Below are 23,356 nucleotides of genomic sequence, written 5' to 3'. Positions count from 1 at the left end.
GAACCTGGCTGCTCAGAAGGCCTGGCCGATGCCGGCATAGATGCCGAACGAATCGCCACCCTCGTAGGGGTTCAACGGCACGGCAACATCCAGGCGGATCGGCCCGAACGGCGTGCCATAGCGCAGGCCGATGCCGGCGCCGGCGCGGATGTCACTGAAATCCGGCAGTTCGTCGCGCGAGACCGTACCGACGTCGATGAAGGGGACGACGCCGATCGTCTCCGTCACGTTGACGCGGACCTCGGCCGAGGCGACGACATAGGAGCGGCCGCCGAGCAGTTCGTTGTCGTCGTTGCGCGGGGAGATGTCCTGGTAGCCGTAGCCGCGGACCGTGCCACCGCCGCCGAGATAGAAGCGGCGTGGCGCCGGGATATCGGAGAGCGTCGGTGCGCCTATGATCGTGCCTGCGCCGAGCCTGCCGGCGAGAATCACGCGATCCTCCGCTCCGAGCGACCGGTAGATCGAGCCGGATGTCTCGAAGCTCGAGAAGAAGGTGCTGCGCTCGAATTCGTAGGTCGGCTTGGCATTGATCATCGCCCGGTAGCCGGTGGTCGGGTTGAGCTTGTTGTCGCGCGTGTCGCGGACATATTCGAGCGGAATGGCCGTCGTCAGGTAGAAGTTGTCGCCGAAGGGATCGTCCACCTGCATGGCGGCAACCTCGGCACTGCCCGACACCGTGTCGTAGTCGCTGAGTTCGAACGTCGCCCCGACGGCGAGCGTCCCGGTCGTGGCGTAGTAGGCGTCGGTATCGTCGATCGCCGCCTTGATGCTGGCCGTGAAGGTGGACGCGGGGCCGAAGGCGCCTGGCTTGGCGAAGAGCAGGCCGAGCGAATAGCCGATGTCGTCGATGCCGTTGCCTTCGCCGATCCCGTTGATGGAACCCTCGATGCGCAGCGATTCGGCCCTGCCGAACAGATTGCGATGGCCCCAGTAGCCCTGGAGGCCGAAGCCGTCGAGCGTGGAGAACTGCGCGCCCGCGCCGAAATAACGCATCTTGCCTTCGGAGACCTCGATCGTCATCGGCAGCGACCCGTCGGGCGCCAGCTTTTCGGCCTCCTTGATCGTCACGCTGGAGAAGACGCCGAGCTGCCGCAGCCGGTCGGCCGCCTTGGACAGGCGCTCGGGCGAGTAGGGCTGGCCGGCGTTGATCCGCGAATAGTATTTGACGAAGCCGGCATCCACGTCCTTCGTCCCGGTGACGCCGACCGCGCCGACATCGGCGACCGGCCCGCCTTCGGCGGCAATGATGACGTCGACCGTATTCGTCTTGTGGTCGGCGATCGCCTGCCGGTCCGTCAGCCTGGCCAGGGGACGGCTCTCGGCCTTCAGGTTCGCCACCACCCGCTCGCCGGCGGCGATGATGACGGTCGAATCGGCGCGGGCGCCGCGGACGAGGCCATAGTCGGCCGGCGTGCGGCCGGCGGCGTCGCCTTTCATAGTCACGGAATCGAATGTGAAGGCGGGGCCGGGATGTACGGTCACGTTGACGGGCACCGCACCGGACGGGAACGCGGGGTCGGGCGGAAGAGAATCGATCGGCGTTCCGCCGATGCGGATGTCCACCACGCCGCCGTAGCGGGCCTTCTCATAGAGCGCGGCGAGAATGCGGTCGCGGTCGTCGCGCGCCTTGATCAGGAGGCCGAGGTCGCCGGAGACGGGTTCGCCTTCGTCCTGCTTGAGCAGGGCTGCCGCCTCGATCACGTCCTTCAGTTCGTCATCGTCCGTGCCGGCGTCGAAGGTGAGGGTATAGTTGATCGGGTCGATGACTTCCGGCTCTTCCTCGTCGCTCTCGAAGAAGCGCATGCCGAAGAGCTTGAAGGCGAATGCCGGCTCGACGGCGAGCGGCAGGATTGCAAGCGTTGACGCAAGCGCAAGACTTGTTCCAGCCCGCAAGAACGCAATACCCAATCTCGGCCGGTCGATACGCTGCCGCATCCGCTGTTGCTGCCTCTTCCCTTTCCGGAGCCTGTCCGCCTCACGGCGTCCTTTCCCCGGATTGTGCGGCACTTGCAGTCCGATCGACGGTCTGACAGGCCACCCAGGCTCGAATTGACTCTAGCCCGTTAGCATTTCCCTAAGATTAACGACGGTTCTAGCCCGGGAGCGGGAAAAATTGAAGCGTCTTGCGGATTTCGGTCGCGACCGTTGCATCCATGCAAAAGACCCCGGACGAGGCCGGGGTCTTGCTCAAGGTGCGTTGCCGTGTTCCGTTTCGGATCAGCAAGCGTCGATGTAGCGGCGGCCGTAGCGATCGCGGTAGTAGCACTGGCCCGGCTGATCGGCGACGTGGCCGATCAGGGCACCGCTGACGCCGCCGATGGCTGCGCCGACGGCCGCGCCGCGGACGTTGCCGGTAACCGCGCCGCCGATGATCGCACCGGTCGCCGCGCCGATGCCGGCACCTTTCTCCGTCTGCGTGCAACTGGCGACCGCAAGGCCGACCAGCACGAGCGCAATGGCTTTCTTCATCAATATCTCTCCAGGGTTGAGCGGGACACGCATGCCGCCGCTGTCGCACGTCTTTTGAAACCAGCCCCGCCGGTTTGTCCCGTAGGCAATGTCACAATTGCGAACAATAAGGCGGAAAATGGGGAAGTCTATGGGTTTAAAGTATTTTTTTGGCTCGTGAATAAAGCTCGCCGGTGTTCCGTCGTGATTCAATTTTGCGACAGATTTCGCTGAAGGGGAAAAGAAGCGGTTGATCACAAATTGAAAACGTCGAATGATGCGTTCGCTGCCTGGCTGTGATGCCGAGGGTCGTCGCATGTCAAGGCCGTTCGGAGGTTCGGCTCGCAGCAGGAGGAAATCTGCAGGTGTTTCGGGTACTCGAACTCGCCGCAAAAGCCGCTTTCGGATCCGGAGTGCCTCACGCGTGCCATGTCACGAGGGAGGAAGCGCATGACGAAGGTTACGATGACGGTCAACGGCCGTCAGGTGAGCGGTGATGTCGAGGAACGCACGCTGCTCGTCCATTTCATTCGCGACAGGCTCGGCCTGACGGGCACGCATGTGGGCTGCGACACGTCCCAATGCGGCGCCTGTGTCGTGCACATGGACGGCAAGTCGATCAAGAGCTGTTCCACCCTGGCGGTCCAGGCCGCCGGATCCTCCATCACGACGATCGAAGGCCTTGCCCAGGGCGGCGAACTGCATCCGGTGCAGGCGGCCTTCAAGGCCAACCACGGCCTGCAGTGCGGCTTCTGCACGCCCGGCATGGTGATGACCGCGGTCGACATGATCAACCGCTACGGCGGCAGTCTCGACGAGAAGACGGTCCGGGAAAATCTCGAAGGCAATATCTGTCGCTGCACGGGCTACCACAACATCGTCAAGGCCATCCTCGCCGCCGCTTCGGACATGAGCGCGGGGCGGCAGGCCGCGGAATGATTCAGGGGGCGAATTGCGAATTGCGAGCAGCGAATGGTTGGAAATGCGCATTCTGCGCACCGTACTGCCTGCTTGATCCTGTTCGCTATTGGCCGTTCGCTATTCTCTCGGGAGGAGATGACTGATGGGCGTTGAAGGCATTGGCGCACGCGTGGAGCGCAAGGAAGACAAGCGGTTTCTGACCGGCAAGGGCCGGTATACCGACGACATGGTCGTTCCGGGCATGAAGTATGCGGCGTTCGTGCGCTCGCCGCATGCGCATGCGAAGATCAAGAGCGTCGACGGTTCGACGGCGGAGGGAATGCCGGGCGTCATCGGCGTGCTGAACGGCCAGCAGATGCTCGACGACGGGATCGGCAACCTGATCTGCGGCTGGATGATCCATTCCAAGGACGGCAGCCCGATGAAGATGGGCGCCTGGCGGCCGCTCGCGCACGAGACCGTGCGCTATGTCGGCGATGCCGTGGCAGTCGTGGTTGCCGACAGTATCGATGAGGCACGCGACGCGGCCGAGGCCGTCGTGGTCGACTACGAGGAACTGCCGGCGGTGACCGAGGCGGCGACGGCGCTCACGGGCGGCCAGCCGCAGATCCATCCCGAGGCCGGCGGCAATCTTATCTACGACTGGGCCATCGGAACCGACGTGGCCGAGACCGACGCGGCGATCGCTGCGGCCGCCCACGTCACCGAGATGACGATTGTCAACAACCGGCTGTCGCCAAACCCGATGGAGCCGCGTGCGGCCCTCGGCATCTATGACGGCGCGGAGGACCACTACACCTGCTACACCACCAGCCAGAACCCGCACGTGGCGCGGCTGGTGATGAGCGCGTTCTACAATGTCGCGCCGGAGAACAAGCTTCGTGTGATTGCCCCGGACGTCGGCGGCGGCTTCGGCTCCAAGATCTTCATCTATCCGGAAGAGATCGTCTGTCTGTGGGCCTCCAAACGCACCGGCGTGCCGGTGAAGTGGACGTCTGACCGCACCGAGGCTTTCCTGACCGACGCGCACGGCCGCGACCACTTGTCGACCGTGAAGATGGCGTTCGACAGCGACAACCGCATCACGGCGCTGAAGGTCGACACCATCGCCAATTTCGGCGCCTACATGTCGCTGTTCTCGTCGTCCGTGCCAACCTATCTCTATGCGACGCTGCTCTCCGGCCAGTACGACATCCCGGCGATCCATGCCAATGTCCGGGCGGTGTACACGAATACCGCACCGGTGGACGCCTATCGCGGTGCGGGGCGGCCGGAGGCGACCTACCTATTGGAGCGCACGATCGAAACGGCGGCGCGGGAGCTCGGCGTCTCACCGGCGGAGTTGCGGCGCAAGAACTTCATCCGCTCCTTCCCCCACCAGACGCCGGTAATCATGAACTACGACGCCGGCGACTACGAGGCCTCGCTGGAGGCGGCGATGAAGGAAGCCGACTGGGCGGGTTTTGACGCGCGCAAGGCCGAGGCCGAAGGGCGCGGCAAGAAGCGCGGCATCGGCATGAGCTGCTACATCGAGGCCTGCGGCATCGCGCCGTCGGCTGCGGTCGGTTCGCTCGGCGCGGGCGTCGGCCTGTGGGAATCGGCGGAGGTCCGGGTGAACGCCGTCGGCACGATCGAGGTGCTGACCGGCTCGCACAGCCACGGCCAGGGCCACGAGACCACCTTCGCCCAGCTTGTCGCCGACCGCTTCGGCGTGCCGATCGATAGTGTCTCGATCGTCCACGGCGATACCGACAAGGTGCAGATGGGCATGGGCACCTACGGCTCGCGCTCGGGCGCCGTCGGCATGTCGGCGATCGTCAAGGCGCTCGACAAGGTCGAGGTCAAGGCGAAGAAGATCGCGGCCCACCTGATGGAGGCCGACGAAAGCGACATCGTCATCGAGAACGGCGAGGCGAAGGTCGCCGGCACTGACAAGACGGTGCCGTGGTTCCAGGTGGCGCTGGCCGCCTATACCGCCCACAACCTTCCGGCCGGCATGGAGCCGGGTCTGAAGGAGGGGGCGTTCTACGATCCGTCGAACTTCACCTTCCCGGCCGGGTGCTACATCTGCGAGGTCGAGATCGATCCGGAAACCGGCAAGACCGAGATTGTCCAGTTCGTCGCCGCCGACGACTTCGGCAACATCATCAATCCGATGATCGTCGAGGGGCAGGTCCATGGCGGCATCGCCCAGGGTATCGGCCAGGCGCTGCTGGAGGCCGTGCACTACGATCCGCAGACGGGCCAGCTCCTGACCGCCAGCTACATGGATTATGCGATGCCGCGTGCCGACGACCTGCCGTCGTTCAAGGTTTCGCACCAGAACACGCCCTGTCCCGGCAATCCGCTCGGGATCAAGGGCTGCGGCGAGGCGGGCGCCATCGGTTCGCCGCCGGCGCTGATGAACGCGATCACGGATGCGATCGGCAACAACGACCTGACCATGCCGGCCACGCCCCAGAAGGTGTGGGCGGCGGTGCATGCGGCGCAGTGAGGGAGAACGGACATGTATGCAACCAACTACCATCGCGCATCCTCGGTCGCAGACGCCGTCCATCTCAAGGGGGCATCGGACGAGAGCAAGTACGTCTCGGGCGGGATGACGCTGATCCCGACGATGAAGCAGAGGCTGGCGGCGCCCTCGGACCTCGTCGATCTCCGGCACATCGCGGAGATGAAGGGGATCACTGTCTCGGGCGGTAGCGTGCGCATCGGCGCAGCGACGACCCATGCCGAGGTCGCGCAGTCTTCCGACATCAAGGCGGCCTGCCCGGCGCTCGCCCATCTCGCCTCGCTGATCGGCGATCCGCACGTGCGCCACATGGGCACGATCGGGGGCTCCATCGCCAACAACGATCCGGCCGCCGACTATCCCTCGGCCATGCTGGCGCTCGCAGCCACGATCGTGACCGACAGGCGCGAGATCGCCGCGGACGATTTCTTCACCGGCCTGTTCGAAACAGCACTCGCGGACGACGAGATCGTGGTCGCCGTGACCTTCAGGCCACCGGAGAGGGCCGGTTACTGCAAGTTCCCGAACCCGGCGTCGCGCTATGCCATGACGGGGGTCTTCGTGGCCAAGGGGACGGATGGCGTGCGGGTCGGCGTGACCGGCGCAGGCGCCGACGGCGTATTCCGCCACGCCGCCATGGAGGCCGCGCTCGCGAGCGACTTTTCACCGCAGGCGATTGCCAGCGTAACCACCGATCCGTCCGACCTTCTGTCGGACATCCATGGAAGCGCGGAGTATCGGGCCAACCTCGTCACCGTGATGGCCCGGCGGGCGGTTGCGGCCGCCTGAGGGCCATCGGTTCCGGCCGACGACAAATCGAGGACGGCCCGGGCCGTCCTCTCCTTGCTTATACTTGACATGCATCAAGCAAGAATGGTTTCTGCCATTGTAACCTATCTTGGAATGTTTCAAAGGTAGGCGCGGTTTTGCCGCAGTGCCTTTGCGTTGCGGGCAGTGGCCTTCGGGGTGTACGTCGAAGGTGAAGCGGGCGGTATCTCGCCTGGACATGCCGGGGAACCGGTCTGGAGACAGTGATGGACTTTGAGGCTTTCTTCAAAAACGAGTTGGACGGGCTGCACCAGGAAGGCCGCTATCGCGTCTTTGCAGAACTGGAGCGGCATAGCGGCGGGTTTCCCAAGGCGACGCGCTACACCGATTCGGGCACGCAGGAAGTCACGGTCTGGTGCTCCAACGACTACCTCGGCATGGGACAGCATCCGAAGGTCACCGAGGCGATGAAGCTCGCGATCGACCAGTGTGGCGGGGGTGCTGGCGGCACCCGCAACATCTCGGGCACGAACCACTATCACGTTCTCCTCGAGCGCGAGCTCGCCGACCTGCACGGCAAGGAGGCAGCACTCCTGTTCACCTCCGGCTACGTCTCCAACTGGGCGGCGCTCGGTACGCTCTGTTCCAGGATCCCCGGCATCGTCATGTTCTCCGATGCCGGCAACCACGCCTCCATGATCGAAGGCATCCGGCATTCGAAGTGCGAGCGGGCGATCTGGAAGCACAACGACCTGAAGGACCTGGAAGCGAAGCTTGCCGCAGCCGACCCCAAGGCGCCGAAGATCATCGCCTTCGAATCGGTCTACTCGATGGATGGCGACATCGCGCCGATCAAGGAAATCTGCGATCTCGCCGACAAATACGGCGCCATGACCTATCTCGATGAAGTGCACGCGGTCGGCATGTACGGCCCGCGTGGCGGCGGCATCGCCGAGCGCGAAGGGCTGATGCACCGCCTGACGGTAATCGAAGGCACGCTCGGCAAGGCCTTCGGCGTCATGGGCGGCTATATCACCGCCTCTACGGCGCTCTGCGACTTCATCCGCTCCTTTGCCTCTGGCTTCATCTTCACGACGGCGCTGCCGCCGACGCTTGCCGCCGGTGCGCTCGCCTCGATCCGTCACCTGAAGGAAAGCCAGCAGGAGCGCCTCGCCCATCAGGAGCGCGTGCGCCGGCTGCGCTCGCTGCTCGACCGAAACGGCATTCCGCATATGCCGAACCCGAGCCATATCGTGCCGGTGGTGGTCGGCGATGCCGCCAAGTGCAAGTGGATCTCGGACCTGCTGCTCGACAATTTCGGCATCTACGTGCAGCCGATCAATTATCCGACGGTGCCGAAGAAGACCGAGCGCCTGCGCATCACGCCGACGCCGCTGCATTCGGATGCCGACATAGACCACCTGGTCGGCGCGCTGCATTCGCTGTGGTCGCGCTGCGCATTGGCGCGGGCGGTGGCGTAAGGCCAGCCCAGATCATCCGGAAGATTGCGATGGCCGCGGCTTACGCGGCCATTTCCTTTTTCGCGACGATCTCGGCGGCGCGGCGGCGGGCTTCCGCGTCCGCGGCAAAGACCTCGTCCATGGTCAGGGCGGGCCCGAAACCCGTCATGTCGTCCATCACCTGTTCGGCGATGTCGGCCATGTTGAGGAAGCCGATGCGGCCGTCGCAGAAGGCGTGGAAGGCCGTCTCCTCGGCCGCGTTCATCACGGCGCTCTGGATGCCGCCACGCTCGAGCGCGGTGCGGGCCAGCCGCAGCGCCGGGAAGCGAACCTCGTCCGGTGCCTCGAAGTCGAGCCGGGCGAGCTTTGCGAAATCGAGCCGTTCGACGTTCAATTCCGGCCGGTCTGGATAGGTCAGCGCATAGCCGATCGCGGTGCGCATGTCCGGGCAGCCGAGTTGCGCCAGCACCGAGCCATCCCGGTAGCCGACCATCGAATGGACGATCGACTGGGGGTGGACGATCACCTCGATCTGGTCGGGCCGGACGTCGAAGAGATGTTTGGCCTCGATCATCTCCAGCGCCTTGTTGAACATCGAGGCGCTGCCGATCGACACCTTCAGGCCCATCGACCAGTTGGGATGAGCCCGGGCGACGGCGGCGGTGACGCCGGCCATCTGCTCGCGCGACCAGGTGCGGAACGGGCCGCCGGAGGCCGTCAGCACGATCCGTTCGACGGCGTGGCGCTGGTCGTCCTCGAGTGCCTGGAAGATGGCGCTGTGCTCGCTGTCGACCGGGATCAGGCGGCCGCCGCCGGCGGCCACCGCCTGGACGAAGAGATCGCCGGCGGTGACGAGGCATTCCTTGTTGGCAAGCGCGATATCGGCGCCGCGCCGTGCAGCGGCCAAAGTGGGGCCGAGGCCGGCGGTTCCGACGATCGCCGCCATCACCCAATCTGAAGGTACAGCTGCGGCCTCCATCAGCGCGCTGCGGCCGGCGCCGACGGCGATGCCGGTGCCTGCCAGGGCCTGCTTCAATTCCTCGTAGCGGCCTTCATCGGCGGTCACCGCGAGGCCGGCGCCGAACTTTCTCGCCTGTTCGGCCAGGAGCGCGATATTGCCGCTGCCGGTCAGGGCCGCCACCTCGAAGGCGTCGCGGCCGCCGAGCTGTTCGATCACGTCGAGCGTACTGGTACCGATCGAACCGGTGGAGCCAAGGATCGTGACGCGGCGTCTGTTCGCCTCGCTGGGTGCCATGATTTGTTCCGCGATCTTTTTATTGTCTTGATGAGGCTCTACAGCCGATTGACGCGCGCAACAAGGTGTTGATGCGTGCGCGGGCGGTTGCGCTTTGCGCGCGGCGCTTGACGTTTTCATCGGAGCGGCCATAACGTCGCCGTTGGCGATCCGTTCGCCTTAGACACTTTTTGGAGGATGCCCGTGCGGTTATCTTTGAATGCGCTGGCGGCTTTGCTGCTGTCCCTCGGTTCCGCCTCGGCCGGTCTTGCCGCCGATGCGCTGCCGCAGGGCCTGAGCGCGACCTGGGTCGTGGAAGACCTCAACGGCAAGGGCGTCATCGATAACCTGCAGACCACGCTGGAGATCCGCACCGACGGCTCCTACGGCGGCAACGGCGGCTGCAACACCTATCGCGGGAACCTGAAGTTCGAGGCGGACGGCACGGTGAGCTTCGCGCCGGCGGCGGCAACCCGCAAGATGTGCGCGCCGGCCGTCATGGACCAGGAGCAGAAGTTCTTCGACGCGCTCGGCACGGTGCGCTCGTGGCGGTTGGAGAACGGCCTCCTGCATCTTGCCGACAAGGACGGCGGGCACGCGATGCGGCTGGTTCAACTGAAGAACACCACCGACATCGTCCTGCAGGTGCCGAACACGATCTCGGTCGACCGACAGACCGTTTCCTACAATTGCGACGGCGACCTGAAGCTGAAGGCGGACTACGTCAACGCCGAATCCGTCTCACTCGCCATCCTCACCTTCGGTGAAAACTTCGTGATCGCCAGCAGCGTCCTGTCGGGCTCCGGCGCGCGCTATGCCGGCGGCCAGTTCGAATGGTGGACGAAGGGTGACGAGGGGACGCTGAGGGACCTGACCAAGGGCGAGGACGCGACCGGCATCACCTGCCGCAAGGCGCCCTGACGACGGCATCGGGCCTGCCGCCTCCGACGCGGCCAACTTATGCGGAGAGAGCCATGGTTACATTCCACGTCGGCCAGAAGGTCGTCTGCATCGACGACCGTTTCAAGAACATCTCGATCGACCAGGGCATCCGCAAGGGCCAGATCTACACGGTGCGCTGGGCCGGCCACTACCGCCACTATGTCGACGGCGACTTCTACGGCATCAAGCTGATGGAACTCAACCGCGGCAACGACGACGGCCCGGAAGGCTATGGCGCCGCCGACATGCCTTTCCGCGCCACCCGCTTCCGCCCGCTCGTCTCCGACCGCATCAAGTCCATGCTCGGCATCAAGGCGCCCGCGCCGAAGAAGGAGGCAAGGCCCTCGATGGTGCCGTCGGTGAAGCCGAAGCCGAAGGTGACGACGCCGGAGAAGGAGCGCGAGGAGGAGAAGGTCTGATGGGGAGCGCCGCATCAAAGGCAGCAAGCCTTCGCGCCACCGCTTGCCCGATGGGCTTTGCGGGCGCACCGCGTTTTCGCGGGGTCTCGCCATGAGCGTCGCCTTCGTCAAGGAAGAAAGCGCCGAAACTGCTTCGGAAACCTTGCTTCCCGACCGCCCGGTCTCGCCGCACCCGAACCTTGCGACGGAAGCGGGACTGAAGGCCCTCGAGTTGCAATTGCAGGAGGCGCGCGCCGCCTATGATGCGGCCGGCGCCATCGAAGACGTCAACGAGCGGCGCCGGCAGGCGGCCGGCCCCTTGCGCGACCTGCGCTATCTCCGGGAACGGGTGCGCACGGCCCAGCTCGTCCCTCCTCCGGCCTCGAGCGAAACCGTCGCCTTCGGCAGCACGGTCACCTTCGTGCGCGACAATGGGCGGGGGCAGACCTACCGGATCGTCGGCGAGGACGAAGCCGATCCCAAGGCCGGATCGATTTCCTACGTCTCCCCCGTCGCCAGGGGCCTCGCCGGCAGGAGTGTCGGAGACGTCGTCAGCATCGGCGAGCACGAGCTCGAAATCGTCGCCATCTCCTTCTGAGAGGGATTGTCGGGGTCCAATGAAGCGACGCGGGTTTTGAATGGTGATCCCGCCGCGATTCGAACGCGGGACCCCCAGATTAGGAATCTGGTGCTCTATCCTGCTGAGCTACGGGACCACTGACAGAACCCATACAAAAGCCCGGGCTTGAAGCCAAGTGATTTTGGTGCGTGGCAAGACGCTATTTCGACGAGGGCGCAAGCTGGCCTGGCGATGCCGTCATGTCCTGGCGGGGCGCATGCGGGCATGGGGAGAGGGCGGCGGCCGGGGCCCGTCGCGTGACCTGCCCGGCGCCGCCCGGTTCTTCGCGTCAGGCCGGAAGCCGGGTCTCGGCCAGCTTCACCCAGTAGCTGACGCCGTGGGGGATGGCGTCGTCGTTGAAGTCGTAGGCCGGGTGGTGGAGGCCGGCGGTGTCGCCGTTGCCCATGAAGACGAAGGCGCCGGGGCGGGCTTCGAGCATGTAGGCGAAGTCCTCGCCGCCCATCATCGGGTCGATCGCCGCATCGACCTTGCCCTTGCCGGCGATCTCCTCGGCGACGGCCACCGCATGGCCGGTCTCGGCCGCATGGTTGACGACGACGGGGTAGTTGCGCTGGTAGCGCACGGTGATCTCGGCGCCGTGGGCGGCGGCGAGGCCGGCGCAAAGCTGGCGGATGCGGGCCTCGGCCTCTTCTCGCACGGCCGGGCTGAGCGTGCGCACGGTGCCCGACAAGGTCGCCGTCTCCGGGATGACGTTATAGGCAAAGCCGGCGTTGAACTTCGTCACCGAGACGACGAGCGAGGCGATCGGGTCGGTGTTGCGCGCCACGATCGTCTGCAGGGCGCCGACGATCTGCGAGCCGAGCACGATGGTGTCGGTGGTGCGGTGCGGCTGGGCGGCGTGGCCGCCACGGCCCTTGATATGGATGTCGAACTCGTCGGTCGCCGCCATGATCGCGCCGATGCGCGTGCCGAACTGGCCGACCGGCATGCCCGGCATGTTGTGCATGCCGTAGACTTCCGTGATGCCGAAGCGGTCCATCATGCCGTCCCGGACCATCTCGCGTCCGCCGCCGCCGCCCTCCTCGGCCGGCTGGAAGATGACGGCGACGCTGCCTGCGAAGTTGCGCGTCTCGGCCAGGTACTTCGCCGCCCCGAGCAGCATGGCGGTGTGGCCGTCGTGGCCGCAGGCGTGCATCTTGCCGGCCACGGTGGAGGCCCAGGGCTTGCCGGATTCCTCGTTGATCGGCAGCGCGTCCATGTCGGCGCGCAGGCCGATCGTATGGCCGGGGCCTTTGCCCTTGATCAGCCCGACCACGCCGGTGCGGCCGAGGCCGGTCACGATTTCGTCGACGCCGAACGCCTTGAGCTTGTCGGCGACGAAGGCCGCGGTCTTTTCCACGGCGAACATCGTCTCGGGATGCTGGTGGATCTGCCGGCGCCAACCGGCGATCTCGTCCTGAAGTTCTGCGGCGCGGTTCAAAACGGGCATGCGACGTTCCTGTCTCTGTCTGGGCGAGAGGGCGAGGGCGAAAAATCGACCCTCGATTCGCCGTGGGGCTTTGCCATCAGCATGCCATATAGGCTAAATAGGCGGAGCGAACGAGACAACTCCCGAATTTCCGAGGAACAGGCCCTTGCAGAAGACTGGACGGTTCATGCGCCGCGCGACGGCACGCATTGGAGCAGCCACCGTGCTCGCGGCCACCTTGCTGGCGAATGCGGCGCTCGCCGACAGCGGTCCGCGCCTGCTCGTCGACGTCAACACGCTGAAGGTGATCGAGCACAGGGACGCCTTCCGCAAGTGGTATCCCGCCTCGCTGACCAAGCTGATGACGGCCTATACCGTGTTTCGGGCGATCAAGGCCGGTGAGGTGACGCTCGACACGCCGGTGGTGATGACCAAGAACGCCGCCGCCGAGCCGCCGAGCAAGATGTACTACAAGCCGGGCCAGGCGATGACGCTCGACAGCGCGCTGAAGATCATGCTGGTCAAGTCGGCAAACGACGTGGCGGTGGCCGTCGGCGAAGCCGTCGGGGGGTCCGAACAGGCCTTCATCGGGCGGATGAACGCAGAAGCCGCGCGCATCGGCATGAACTCGTCGCATTTCATCAATCCGCACGGGCTGCCCGGCAAGGGACAGTATACGACGGCGCGTGACCTCGCCGTGCTGGCAGTGATGCTCAAGCGCGAATTTCCGCAGTACGCCTCCTATTTCTCGCTGGAAGGCTTCACCACCGGCAAGAAGCAATATCCGAACTACAACATGCTGATCGGCCGTTTCGACGGCGCCGACGGCATGAAGACAGGCTTCATCTGCGCCTCCGGTTTCAACCAGGTTTCTTCGGCCACCCGCGGCGGCCGCACCGTGGTCTCCGTCGTTCTCGGCGAGCAGAGCCTCGGCGCGCGCGCGGACGAATCGGCGACGATGCTGCAGAAGGGGCTGACGGAACGCGGCGGCGGACCGACGCTCGGCAGCCTAGCGCCCTATGGAGACACCACCACGGTCGCCGACATCTCCAAGGAGATCTGCAGCCAGCATGCCGCCAAGGTGCGCAGCGAGGGCCGCGACGAGGCGGGCCGCCAGAAGCTGCTTTCCCCCCATATCCACGAGATGAACCGGCCGCCGCGCTATGTCTTCGCCGGCCTGATCGCGGGCGGGGCTGCAAAAGCCGGTGCCACCGAGACGGCGACGGTGGACATCGGCGACGGCGGAAACATTCCGATCCCGGTTCCGCGCCCGACCTTCTAAAGCACGTCACGATCTTTCAGATTCGCTCCCGCGCTTTAGACCTTTGATTTTGCGCATGTCGTCGTCACAAAACCGCTGCACACTTTTGTGCGACATGCTTTAGTAAATCCGACCTTCCAGGAACAGGAATTGTCCATGTCCGCAGCCGATCGCACCGTGCCGGTCTCGATCCTGACCGGCTTTCTCGGCGCGGGAAAGACGACGCTGCTGAACCGGCTGCTGAAGCATCCGGACCTGACGGACACGGCCGTGATCATCAACGAGTTTGGCGAGGTGGGGATCGATCACCTCCTCGTCGAGCGCTCGGGCGACGGTGTCATCGAGCTTGCCGACGGCTGCCTCTGCTGCACCGTCCGCGGCGAACTCGTCGATACGCTGGCCGACCTGATGGACCGCATGCAGACCGGCAAGATCAGGCCGCTGAAGCGGGTGGTGATCGAGACGACGGGTCTGGCCGACCCCGCGCCGGTGATCCAGGCGGTGATCGGCAACCCGGTGCTTTCGCATTCCTTCCGTCTCGACGGGGTCATCACGCTGGTGGATGCGGTGAACGGGCTTTCGACGCTTGCCGGCCATCCTGAATCCGTCAAGCAGGCCGCCGTTGCCGACCGTCTGGTGCTGACCAAGGCGGCGATGGCGGACGAAGCAGCGCTGGCGGCCCTGAAGAAGGCGTTGCTGGATCTCAACCCGCGCGCGGCGGTGATCGAGGCGGACGATCCGCAGAAGACCGAACCCTCGCTTCTCGCCTGCGGCCTCTACGACCCGCAGACGAAGGTCGCCGATGTCGGCCGCTGGCTGAACGACGAGGCGCGACACGATGCGCACGCGCATCACGATCACCATAACCACCACGATCACGAGCATGATGGTCACGGGCATGACGCTCATGGGCATGAGGGGCACGGCGGAGCAGAGCATTTCCACCAGCACGCCCATGACGTGAACCGTCACAGCGCTTCCATCCGCTCCTATTCGATCGTCCATGACAGGCCGATCGATCCGATGGCGCTCGACATGTTCGTCGATCTGTTGCGCTCGGCCCATGGCGAGAAGCTCTTGCGGATGAAGGCGATCGTGGCGCTGTCGGACAATCCCGACCGGCCGGTCATCCTGCACGGCGTGCAGGCCATATTTCATCCGCCCGAGCGCCTTGCCGCCTGGCCGGATCCCGATGACCGGCGCACGCGCATGGTGCTGATCACCGACGGGTTGCCGGAAGCCTTCGTGCGCGACCTGTTCGATGCCTTCGTCGGCAGGCCTCAGATCGATCGGCCCGACCGCGCGGCGCTGGAGGACAATCCGCTGGCGGTTCCGGGCCTGCGGATGCGCTGATCCGTGAAATCCGCTCAGGCAGGGGGTGGGATCGAGGAACGCTACGCCTTCCAGACAACCGCGACGTAGGTGCCGGCGGTCTTGCCTTCGCGCTCGTTGACGACGGCGGCGCCGAGGTTCAGCGCCATGGCGTTGATCAGCCGCTTCCCGAGGCCGGTGCCCTTGGGCCCCTGCGCGCGATCATGGCCGATGCCATCGTCCTCGACGGAGAGCATCAGTTCGCCCTGTCCGTTTGCCTGCAGCCGGATGAGAACCTCGCCGCCCCCGTCGGGGTAGGCATATTTGGCGGCATTGGTCAGAAGCTCGATCAGGATGACGCCGAGCGATACCGCCTTGTCGGGGGAGGTCGGCACGTTGGCAAGCTCGGCGCGGATGATCACGCCGGAGGAGAAGCCGCCGGAACTCTGGAACTCGGCGATGATGGTGCTCAGATATTCGTTGAGGGCGATCGCGCCGACATTGTCGGAGGTATAGAGGCTGCGGTGGACACCGGCGATCGCCGAGATGCGGCTCTGTGTCTCCGCCAGCGCCGTCTTCGTCTCCTCGCTGCTGGAAATCTGCATCTGCATGCGGATCATGGCGGACACGAGCGAGAGGCTGTTGGCGATGCGGTGGTTCATCTCCGACAACAGCAGTTCGGCTCGCTCCTTGGCGATGACGAGCTGCCGGTCGGCCTCCGCCTTCTGCTGGCGCAGGCGCGCGTTCTCGAGGGCCTGTTCGAGGGCGCTGACCAGGAGGGGAAAGAAGTCGTCGGTGGCGGACTTCATCACATAGTCCGCAGCGCCGCCCTTCAGCGCGCTGATCGCGACTTCCGCGTCGTTGGAGCCGGTCACGTAGAGGATCGGCGTCTTCGTCGTCCGCTCCGCCACCGCTTCCAGGAAGGCCAGGCCCGTCTGGTTCTCAAAATGATGGTCGAGGACGACGGCTGCGAATTCCTCGCTGCCGAACAACTGGAGCCCTGCGGGGATGGACGGTGCGTGGACGACTTCGAAGTCGCTGCGCGCCAGCACCTTGCTTGCGAGCCTGGCGAGGACCGGATCGTCATCGATGTAAAGGACGCGGGTCTTCGGGCTGGCCGTCGTGGAAGCCGTCGTGGAAGCCGTCATGGAACCTGTATCACCGAGAAGAAGAGGCCCAGGTTGCGGATCGCGGTGGCGAAGCCCTCGTAATCCACGGGCTTGGTGATGTAGACGTTGGCGCCGAGATCGTAGCACTTCTGGATCTCGCGCTCGTCATCGGTGGTGGTCAGCACCACTACCGGAATGGCGTGCGAGTGCTCGTTGCCCTTGATCTGCTGGAGAATGTCGATGCCTGACATGTCGGGCAGGTTCAGGTCGAGCAGCACCAGCAGGTAGCGATCCCGGTTGGCCAGTCCGTCGCGGCTTTCGCCGAGGACGTAGTCCAGCGCCTTGCCGCCGAGGGTGAAGGGGACGATCTCATTGTGGACGCCGGCCCGCCGAATGTTCTTTTCGATAAGGCGCGCATGCCCCTCGTCGTCCTCGATCATGACGATGATGACTTCCTGTCCACTCGCCTTCATTGGTCCGTACTCCTGAAAACTCTGGTGAGATCCGTCGGCAGGGACAGGACGAATGTACTGCCCTTGCCGAGCTCGGACTCGACAGTAACATCGCCACCCAAATTCCTTATTAACGAGCGCACATGGGCGAGCCCTATGCCTTCGCCCTGCTGGTCCTGTTCGCCGGCGCGGCGAAACAATTCGAACACCCGCTCGAGATCCTGCTGGCCGATGCCGCGGCCGTTGTCCCTGACGTCGATCCTGATCCGGCGCGGGCCGTCGGGGCGGATATCGACGTTCAACTTCAGCGGCCGGCCCGGCATCTGGTACTTTACCGCATTGTCGAAGAGGTTACCGAAAATCTGTTCCAGCGAGAAGCGATCGGAGACGATGCTGGTGATGTAACCGGCTGCGATCTTCGCCTCGCCGCCCTGCTCGGCCAGTTGGTGATGCACCGTGGCCGCGTTGGCCTCGATCAGGGATTTCAGGTCGATCCGTTCCGGCTGCAGCTTGCGCCGGCCGTCGCGGGAAATCTTCAGGATCGCGTTGATCAGCGCATCCATCTTCTTCGTCGAGGAGCGGATGAAACCCATGGCCTCCGGCAAGTCCTCTGAAACCGCCAGTCGCGCCTCGCGGATCTCGTCTTCGGTCGGTGTCCGTTCATCCGACATCACGTAGGTCGACACCGCCTTGATGGACGTGTCCAGTTCGCTGAGAAAGCCCATGATGTTGACCAGCGGCGCGCGCAGGTCGTGGGTGACGATATAGGCGAAGCGCTGGATCTCCTGGTTGGCGCGGATCAGGTCCTCGGTCCGCTCGTTGACGCGCTCCTCCAGTCCGGCATTCAGCGCGATGACCTCTTCGCGGGTACGGGAGAGATCGCGGACATGCTGGAATATCACCAGGATGGCGCCGCCGACGACCACCAGGATCGCGATGGCACCGCCTATGGTGACCCATTGCAGGCTGTCGGCCGCCGACAGTTGCTTGTCCACGATCTCGCTAAGCCGGTCGTCGGTGCGCTCGAGGTTTCCGCCGAGGATCTCGCGGATACGGTCCATGAGCCGGAGACCAGCATCGGTGGAAAGCAGGGTGAGGGCCTCGTCGTACCTGCCCTGCCGGGTGAGGTCGACGCCTCTGGACAGTTCCGTCATCTTGCCGTCGATGGCAAGCTTGAGTTCGTCGAGCGTGACAGCGTAGTCAGGGCGAGGGCCGAGAGTGTCCTGAAGCGCCTTCCAGCGGGCCGGCAGTTGGGCGACCGCCTTGTCATACGGCTCGAGATAGGAAGCGTCCTTGGAAAGCAGATAGCCGCGCTGGCCGGTCTCGGCGTCCTGCGACGTCGCCAGCAGGCCGACGATGGCGCTTCTGACACCGCGAAGGGATGCCGTTTCGTCCGAGTATTCACGGTTCACCTGGACGAGCCAGAGCGAATAGCTGACGATCCCGATCAACAGGAGGATGCCCAGTCCGAGCATCAGGAGGCTTGAACGCAGGAAGGCGGCTGTTGAAGTCATGCTCTTTCCGGGGTGTTTCTTTCGTGCCGATATGTACACACGCGTGGTCGGTTCCGAAAGAGGCAGAATCGCGGCTTAACACGCCCCCGAACAAGGCGGGCGGCGCGGTCAGCCCTTGCGGATCAGGAAGCGGTGGCCATCGTCGGTGCGCTCGCTGAATTCGAGCGCATGGCCCTTCTCGCTGCAGAAATGCGGAATGTCGATGACCGCGAGGGGGTCTGTCGTCTCGATCCAGAGCGTGGTGCCGGAAGGCAACTGTTCCAGGCGCTTGCGCGTCTTCAATACCGGCAGCGGACACTTCAGGCCGCGCAGGTCGTAGACCTCGCCCGGATCGACTGTGGTCATTGCTTCTTCCAGAATTTCCAGAAAGGCTGCTTCTGCGACGTGCTCGCATCGGCGGTCGCTGCCGGGACGGGCGCGGCCTGGGCGGGCGCGGCCTGGGGCGCCTGGTCGCCGGCATCCGCCTCAGCGGCGGCACCAGCCTCAGCGGCAGCATTGGCATCCGCCTGTGCGGGAACGGTCTGTTTCTGCTCCTGCTGTGCGCCGATGGAGGCGGTATTGCCTTCGTCGGTGTCGCTCTCGGCAGCGGCGGCGGCGGGAGCAGGTTGGGCCGGCGGGGTGGCCGCGGCCGTCGTCGAGGCGGCGCCGGCCGACCCCGAGGCTGCGGTGCCCCTGCTGGACCAGAGTTTCCAGAAGGGCTTCTTTTCGGCGTCCTGCTCCGCCTGCACCGATGCGATGCCCGGATTGGCGGCGGGCACGGCGACGCCGGCGGCGGCGGCCTGCTGCTGCGCGGCCTTCTGTGCGGCGACGTCGTCTGCGAGTTTCTGCAATTCCGCGGTCTTGCGGTCTTCCTCGTCCTGCCTGGCCTTTTCGGCCATCTCGATCTTGCGCTTTGCTGCGTCTTCCGCCCGCTTCTTCTCGGCTTCGATCTCGCGCAGCGACATGAGCTTGCCGGCGTCGATCGAGTTGCCGGTCGGGGCATAGGCGAGCTCGCGCCCCTTGCGCTTGTCGGCCACGATCGCCTTGCGCTGGGCTTCGGAGGGCTCCAGCCAGACGGTGCCTTCGTATTTCTTCATCGCCTTGGCGTACTCGGCGGCATAGGTCTTCTCGTAGCCGTTCATCGCCACCTGCAACTGCGACGGCGTGGAAATCGCCGGGCACTGGGCGGCGATGCCCGAGAACGCCTTTCCATCCGGTGTCTGCCGGTTGAAGACGTATTTCTGGTCGCAGACGCCCACTTCCGGCGGGCGCTTGGTGACCTGGAAGTTGTCGTAGCCGGCCTTCAGCATCTTCCAGAATTCGATGTTCGGGTTGTCGCGATGGCGCGCCATGTTCTCCGCCGTCATGCGGAAGGGATAGGCCTGGAGCTGGATCGTCTTCTGTCCGCCCTTGAAGGCGTCGCGGGCAAAGGCGAAGATCTCGACCATCTGCTCGTCGGACATCGAGTAGCAGCCCGACGAGGAGCAGGCGCCGTGGATCATCAGGTTGCTGCCGGAGCGGGCGTTTGCCCGGTCATAGGTGTTGGGAAAGCCGGTGTTGATCGCCAGGTAGTACTGGGAATTCGGGTTCATGTGCTGGGGGCCGAGCGGGTAGAAGCCTTCCGGCGCCTGCCGGTCGCCTTCCTTCACCTTCGGCCCGAGCTTTCCCGACCACGCGCAGATCTGGTAGCTCTTCATCATCTGGAAACGGTTCGACCGGTCGGCCTTCCAGATCTCCAGGATGCCTTCTTCCTTGAAGATGCGCAGGGTGACCGGCGAGTGGCGGTCGATGTTCAGCGAGGCCATCTTGGAGACGACCTGGCCGGAAAGCTGGTACTGCGTCTTGTTGGAAACCTTCCTGACATCGACACCGACATTGTCGAGCGTCTCGTTCGTGCAACCGGCGACGGCCACGGCAAGCAATGAAACAGCGGCGAGTACCTTAAGGCGCATGCGTCAGGTCCAATATAACTGGTAGGCAGTCCATCCACGTCGACACGGCGGACGCGGAATCATGCTTGTTTATACTTAACCAACCGTAAACGGAAAATCGTCGTGTAACACTCGATCTGTGGATACGCTCAAAACCATCAGAATATGTCCAAGGTTTGGCCGCATTCGCCGACCCCGTGCAAAAGGCCGGCGGTTTGCACCGTTTGCGTTCAGAGCTGCCGGCCGATGTCGAGGTAGCGCTGGCGGCGATCGCGACGCAACTGCTCGCCCGGCTTTGCGGAAAGCTCGAGCAGGGCGTCTGCCACCACATTGCCTGCAGCTTCGATCACGGCATCCGGGTCGCGATGGGCGCCGCCGAGCGGCTCGGGGATGATGCCGTCGATCACGCCGAGCCCCTTCAGGTCTTCGGCGGTGATCTTCATGTTGCTGGCCGCTTCCTTGGCCCGCGTCGAATCGCGCCAAAGGATGGAGGCTGCCCCTTCCGGCGAGATCACGCTGTAGATCGCATGCTGCAGCATGTAGACGCGGTCGCCGGTCGCAATCGCAATCGCGCCCCCCGAACCGCCTTCACCCAGGATGACTGAGATGATCGGGACGCGCACGTTGAGACACATCTCGGTGGAGCGCGCGATCGCCTCCGCCTGGCCGCGCTCCTCGGCGCCGATGCCGGGGTAGGCGCCGGCGGTGTCCACAAGCGTGATGATCGGCAGGCCGAAGCGATCCGCCAGTTCCATCACCCGGATCGCCTTGCGATAGCCTTCCGGGCGTGCGCTGCCGAAATTGTGCTTCAGCCGCGATTTCGTGTCGTTGCCCTTTTCCTGGCCGATGATCGCGACGGACTGGCCGCGAAAGCGGCCGAGGCCGGCCTGGATCGCCTCGTCTTCGGCAAACTTGCGGTCGCCGGACAGCGGCGTGAATTCCTCGAACAGCTTCGCCGCGTAGTCGATGAAGTGCGGTCGCTGCGGATGGCGCGCAACCTGCGTCTTCTGCCAGGGCGTCAGCTTGGAGTAGATATCGATCATCGCCTCGCGCGAGCGCGCCTCGAGCCGCCCAACCTCGTCCGACGTGTCGATGCTCTCGTCTTCCTCGGCGAGTTTGCGCAATTCGTGGATCTTGCCTTCGAGGTCCGAGATAGGCTTTTCGAAGTCGAGGTAATTGTGCATGAGATGCGTTTCCGATCGTTTGCTCCAACTTTCCGCCGCGCAACCTAGAAGGCGACGGCGGCGGAATGGCGGCTCTAATCCGGTTTTTTTGCCTGTTTGGCAAGGGGGTGATGGTCCTGCACCAGGCGATAAAGGCGCTCTTCTAGCACATGGGTATAAATCTGCGTGGTCGAAATGTCGGAGTGGCCGAGCAGCTCCTGCACCGCACGCAGGTCCGCTCCGTTCTGCAGGAGGTGGCTGGCGAAGGCATGGCGGATGACGTGCGGCGAGAGCGTCGAGGCGCGGATGCCCGCCCGTGAGGCCAGCGCCTTGAGGTCGCGGGCGAAGACCTGCCGCGGCAGGTATCCCTCCTTGCCGGTGGACGGAAACAGGAACGGGCTCTCCTTTGCGTCCTCCTGCCGTTCACGCTCCTCGGCGAGCCTCGTCCCATAGGCCTGCAGGGCGGCGATCGCGGAGCGGGAGAGGGGCACCAGCCGCTCCTTGTTGCCCTTGCCCTTGACGACAAGGAAGCGTCCGCCCTGCGCAAGGACCGTGGCGGGCAGCGACACCAGCTCGCTGACGCGCATGCCGGTCGCGTAGAGCAGCTCGACGAGAGCGTGCATGCGCAGCCGCTGGAGGTCCGCACCGGCCGCCGATTCCCGCGCTGCCAGGTCGACCAGGCGCGTGACGTCATCGGTCGAGAGCGTCTTCGGCAGCGACCGCTCCTTGCGGGGTGCGTCGAGGATGCCGGTCGGATCGGTGTCGCGCACGCCCTCGGCATAGAGGAACTTGTAGAACTGCCGGAGCGCGGAGAGCTTGCGGGACTGGGACGATGCCTTGAAGCCCTGCCTGGCGAGATGGCCGAGATAGGCGCGCAGGTCGTCTGCTTCCGCCTCGACCATGCGCACCTGCCGCTGCAGCAGGAAGGAACGCGCATCCTCGAGGTCGCGCTCGTAGGAGGCGAGCGTGTTGGCTGCCGCTCCGCGCTCGGCGCTCATCATCTCCAGAAAGGCTTCGATCTGGATCGCCGCGCTGTCCATCATGGCTGGGTGTTCACCCGTTCGGAGGGGATGCGGATCGTCACGTCCCGCGGGCGCGGCTCGACGAAGGTCACCAGTGCGATCATGATCCCGTAGACGATGCCGGCGACGACCGCGCAGAAGAACAGGAAACGGAAAAGACTAGGCATTGCGCGCTCCGTGGAACCGACCTCCTATATCGCCCTGCGCAAGAGCGAGCGCAAGGCGCGCAAGCACTTGACGCTTCCGGCGCTTTTGCAGATACGGAAGGAAGCAGCAATCGGAATTGCCTGATGATCGGCCTTGTGGAAACCGCCCCTGCGGAGCTTGTGCAGAATGCGCGTGCGGCGCTCGGCAAGCGCAATCTCGTTCTGGTCGGACTGATGGGCGCAGGGAAATCGGCCATCGGCCGGCTGGTGGCGCAGCAGTTGTCGGTGCCGTTCATCGATTCCGACCACGAAATCGAGCGGGTCTCGCGCATGTCGATCTCCGATCTCTTCGCAGCCTACGGCGAGGAAGAGTTCCGGGCGCTGGAGAGCCGGGTGATGAAGCGGCTCCTCAAGAGCGGCCCGCGCGTGGTTTCGACCGGCGGCGGCGCCTTCATCAACGAGCGCACCCGCCGGCACATCAAGCGTGGCGGCCTCACCATCTGGCTGAAGGCCGATCTCGACGTTCTGTGGGAGCGGGTCAGCAAGCGCGATACGCGTCCGCTGCTGAAGACGGAAAATCCGAGACAGACGCTGGAAAACCTGATGAACGCCCGCTATCCGATCTATGCGGAGGCGGACCTGACCGTCCAGTCACGCGACGTGCGCAAGGAACTCGTGGCCGATGAAGTGCTGGCCGCCATCGCCGCGACCGCCGGCAACCAGATATGAAGTGATGC

The 23,356-nt window shown here is 64.8% G+C and carries 22 protein-coding genes and 1 tRNA gene; 10 read left to right on the top strand and 13 right to left on the bottom strand.

Going from position 1 to position 23,356, the window contains the following annotated elements:
* Positions 1-12: 12 nt before the first annotated feature.
* Together GGQ64_RS09855 and GGQ64_RS09850 are read right to left on the bottom strand one after the other, a co-directional pair.
* Entirely contained in the window at positions 13-1,935 is a 1,923-nt protein-coding gene (locus tag GGQ64_RS09855) for an autotransporter assembly complex protein TamA (protein ID WP_183802941.1), read from the bottom strand.
* 282 nt (positions 1,936-2,217) lie between these two features.
* A complete protein-coding gene (locus tag GGQ64_RS09850; RefSeq protein ID WP_183802938.1) occupies positions 2,218-2,469 on the bottom strand; it encodes a glycine zipper domain-containing protein in 252 nt (83 codons plus the stop codon).
* 429 nt (positions 2,470-2,898) lie between these two features.
* On the opposite strand from GGQ64_RS09850, the gene GGQ64_RS09845 reads away from it, so the two are divergent.
* The 4 genes from GGQ64_RS09845 (at position 2,899) to hemA (ending at position 8,130) form a co-directional block, all read left to right on the top strand.
* Complete coding sequence (locus GGQ64_RS09845) at positions 2,899-3,387, top strand: (2Fe-2S)-binding protein (RefSeq protein WP_183802936.1); 489 nt, start codon at positions 2,899-2,901, stop codon at positions 3,385-3,387.
* Between the two features lie 124 nt (positions 3,388-3,511).
* Entirely contained in the window at positions 3,512-5,863 is a 2,352-nt protein-coding gene (locus GGQ64_RS09840; RefSeq protein WP_183802933.1) for a xanthine dehydrogenase family protein molybdopterin-binding subunit, read from the top strand.
* 12 nt (positions 5,864-5,875) lie between these two features.
* Entirely contained in the window at positions 5,876-6,670 is a 795-nt protein-coding gene (locus GGQ64_RS09835; protein ID WP_183802930.1) for an FAD binding domain-containing protein, read from the top strand.
* 245 nt (positions 6,671-6,915) lie between these two features.
* On the top strand, positions 6,916-8,130 hold the full coding sequence (gene hemA, locus GGQ64_RS09830; RefSeq protein WP_183802927.1) for a 5-aminolevulinate synthase: 1,215 nt from the start codon (positions 6,916-6,918) through the stop codon (positions 8,128-8,130).
* A 40-nt stretch (positions 8,131-8,170) separates the two neighbouring features.
* On the opposite strand, the gene dxr is transcribed toward hemA, so the two are convergent.
* Entirely contained in the window at positions 8,171-9,364 is a 1,194-nt protein-coding gene (dxr, locus tag GGQ64_RS09825; protein ID WP_183802925.1) for a 1-deoxy-D-xylulose-5-phosphate reductoisomerase, read from the bottom strand.
* 183 nt (positions 9,365-9,547) lie between these two features.
* On the opposite strand from dxr, the gene GGQ64_RS09820 reads away from it, so the two are divergent.
* The 3 genes from GGQ64_RS09820 (at position 9,548) to greA (ending at position 11,281) form a co-directional block, all read left to right on the top strand.
* On the top strand, positions 9,548-10,264 hold the full coding sequence (locus GGQ64_RS09820) for an META domain-containing protein (RefSeq protein WP_183802922.1): 717 nt from the start codon (positions 9,548-9,550) through the stop codon (positions 10,262-10,264).
* 53 nt (positions 10,265-10,317) lie between these two features.
* Complete coding sequence (locus GGQ64_RS09815; protein ID WP_183802919.1) at positions 10,318-10,704, top strand: CAP-Gly domain protein; 387 nt, start codon at positions 10,318-10,320, stop codon at positions 10,702-10,704.
* A 91-nt stretch (positions 10,705-10,795) separates the two neighbouring features.
* Entirely contained in the window at positions 10,796-11,281 is a 486-nt protein-coding gene (gene greA, locus GGQ64_RS09810) for a transcription elongation factor GreA (protein WP_183802916.1), read from the top strand.
* 41 nt (positions 11,282-11,322) lie between these two features.
* Here greA and GGQ64_RS09805 read toward each other — a convergent pair.
* Both GGQ64_RS09805 and GGQ64_RS09800 read right to left on the bottom strand, forming a co-directional pair.
* Positions 11,323-11,399: transfer RNA gene (locus GGQ64_RS09805), tRNA-Arg, on the bottom strand.
* Between the two features lie 192 nt (positions 11,400-11,591).
* Positions 11,592-12,752 carry a M20 aminoacylase family protein gene (locus tag GGQ64_RS09800; RefSeq protein WP_183802913.1) on the bottom strand — a complete coding sequence of 387 codons (1,161 nt, stop codon included), beginning with the start codon at positions 12,750-12,752 and terminating at the stop codon, positions 11,592-11,594.
* Between the two features lie 166 nt (positions 12,753-12,918).
* Between GGQ64_RS09800 and GGQ64_RS09795 the strand changes: the two genes are divergently transcribed.
* Both GGQ64_RS09795 and GGQ64_RS09790 read left to right on the top strand, forming a co-directional pair.
* Complete coding sequence (locus GGQ64_RS09795) at positions 12,919-14,013, top strand: D-alanyl-D-alanine carboxypeptidase family protein (RefSeq protein ID WP_183804228.1); 1,095 nt, start codon at positions 12,919-12,921, stop codon at positions 14,011-14,013.
* Between the two features lie 135 nt (positions 14,014-14,148).
* Positions 14,149-15,345: a CobW family GTP-binding protein gene (locus GGQ64_RS09790; RefSeq protein WP_183802910.1), complete on the top strand. Its 1,197-nt coding sequence runs from the start codon at positions 14,149-14,151 to the stop codon at positions 15,343-15,345.
* Positions 15,346-15,386: 41 nt separating this feature from the next.
* On the opposite strand, the gene GGQ64_RS09785 is transcribed toward GGQ64_RS09790, so the two are convergent.
* The 8 genes from GGQ64_RS09785 to GGQ64_RS09750 form a co-directional block, all read right to left on the bottom strand.
* A complete protein-coding gene (locus GGQ64_RS09785; RefSeq protein ID WP_183802907.1) occupies positions 15,387-16,451 on the bottom strand; it encodes a histidine kinase dimerization/phosphoacceptor domain -containing protein in 1,065 nt (354 codons plus the stop codon).
* The gene (locus GGQ64_RS09780; RefSeq protein WP_183802904.1) at positions 16,448-16,885 is read right to left on the bottom strand and encodes a response regulator; all 438 of its coding nucleotides are present in this window, start codon (positions 16,883-16,885) and stop codon (positions 16,448-16,450) included. The genes GGQ64_RS09785 and GGQ64_RS09780 overlap by 4 nt, the downstream gene beginning before the upstream one ends.
* Positions 16,882-18,378 carry a sensor histidine kinase gene (locus GGQ64_RS09775; RefSeq protein WP_246422558.1) on the bottom strand — a complete coding sequence of 499 codons (1,497 nt, stop codon included), beginning with the start codon at positions 18,376-18,378 and terminating at the stop codon, positions 16,882-16,884. The genes GGQ64_RS09780 and GGQ64_RS09775 overlap by 4 nt, the downstream gene beginning before the upstream one ends.
* A gap of 108 nt (positions 18,379-18,486) precedes the next feature.
* The gene (locus GGQ64_RS09770) at positions 18,487-18,723 is read right to left on the bottom strand and encodes a sulfurtransferase TusA family protein (RefSeq protein ID WP_183802901.1); all 237 of its coding nucleotides are present in this window, start codon (positions 18,721-18,723) and stop codon (positions 18,487-18,489) included.
* On the bottom strand, positions 18,720-20,309 hold the full coding sequence (locus tag GGQ64_RS27780) for a L,D-transpeptidase family protein (RefSeq protein ID WP_246422556.1): 1,590 nt from the start codon (positions 20,307-20,309) through the stop codon (positions 18,720-18,722). The genes GGQ64_RS09770 and GGQ64_RS27780 overlap by 4 nt, the downstream gene beginning before the upstream one ends.
* Before the next feature lie 209 nt (positions 20,310-20,518).
* Entirely contained in the window at positions 20,519-21,472 is a 954-nt protein-coding gene (locus GGQ64_RS09760; protein WP_183802898.1) for an acetyl-CoA carboxylase carboxyltransferase subunit alpha, read from the bottom strand.
* A gap of 74 nt (positions 21,473-21,546) precedes the next feature.
* Positions 21,547-22,494 carry a site-specific tyrosine recombinase XerD gene (gene xerD / locus GGQ64_RS09755; protein ID WP_183802895.1) on the bottom strand — a complete coding sequence of 316 codons (948 nt, stop codon included), beginning with the start codon at positions 22,492-22,494 and terminating at the stop codon, positions 21,547-21,549.
* Positions 22,491-22,640: a hypothetical protein gene (locus GGQ64_RS09750; RefSeq protein ID WP_183802892.1), complete on the bottom strand. Its 150-nt coding sequence runs from the start codon at positions 22,638-22,640 to the stop codon at positions 22,491-22,493. The genes xerD and GGQ64_RS09750 overlap by 4 nt, the downstream gene beginning before the upstream one ends.
* A 123-nt stretch (positions 22,641-22,763) precedes the next feature.
* Here GGQ64_RS09750 and GGQ64_RS09745 point away from each other — a divergent pair, with 123 nt between their 5' ends.
* Positions 22,764-23,348: a shikimate kinase gene (locus GGQ64_RS09745; RefSeq protein WP_183802889.1), complete on the top strand. Its 585-nt coding sequence runs from the start codon at positions 22,764-22,766 to the stop codon at positions 23,346-23,348.
* The last annotated feature ends 8 nt before the right edge of the window (positions 23,349-23,356 follow it).

Origin of the sequence: Mycoplana azooxidifex (assembly GCF_014196765.1) — a bacterium.
Lineage (GTDB): Bacteria > Pseudomonadota > Alphaproteobacteria > Rhizobiales > Rhizobiaceae > Mycoplana > Mycoplana azooxidifex.
This window is presented reverse-complemented; position numbering and strand designations above follow the sequence as displayed.